General features: G+C 32.0%; 1 protein-coding gene. It reads right to left on the bottom strand.

The window, feature by feature from the left end:
- Positions 1-93: 93 nt before the first annotated feature.
- On the bottom strand, positions 94-434 hold a 341-nt coding region (locus tag BTA35_RS18060; RefSeq protein ID WP_161489893.1), incomplete at its 5' end, for a hypothetical protein.

Here is a 434-nt window from a genome sequence, read left to right as displayed (position 1 = left end):
ATCTTTCATTTGTTTTCATTCCTTTCTTGTTGATAGCATTATTATACCCGTTGAACAATGCAAAGTCAACGGGTATTTTAAAATTATTTGTATTTAATTGGCTTTGTAATCTTCCAATAACTGTATTAGCAATCGGTTGTTTTGTTCGATTTCAAACATAAAATTGCCGTCTGATAAATCTATTATATCACTAGGCACACCAACCGTTGTCAAAAACCACTTCCAATCAATACCGTATAGTGGATATTGTTTGTTATAAACCCCAAAATTAAAAACAATAGTATCTGTTATCAGTCTAGCATATAGTATCTTGACAATTTCTTTTCTATCTGGTTCATCAAGGGCTGAGAAAGCAAGCTGTCCATAGCGCCGTTTTTTGTATATAAGGGTTGCAAGGGCTTTGTTTCTGTTATAAAAAATACAATATTTGACTT

This window comes from Oceanospirillum linum, from assembly GCF_001995095.2.
Classification (GTDB): Bacteria; Pseudomonadota; Gammaproteobacteria; order Pseudomonadales; family Halomonadaceae; genus Oceanospirillum; species Oceanospirillum linum.
The sequence above is the reverse complement of the archived record's forward strand: the minus strand, read 5'-3'. Positions and strand labels throughout refer to the sequence as shown.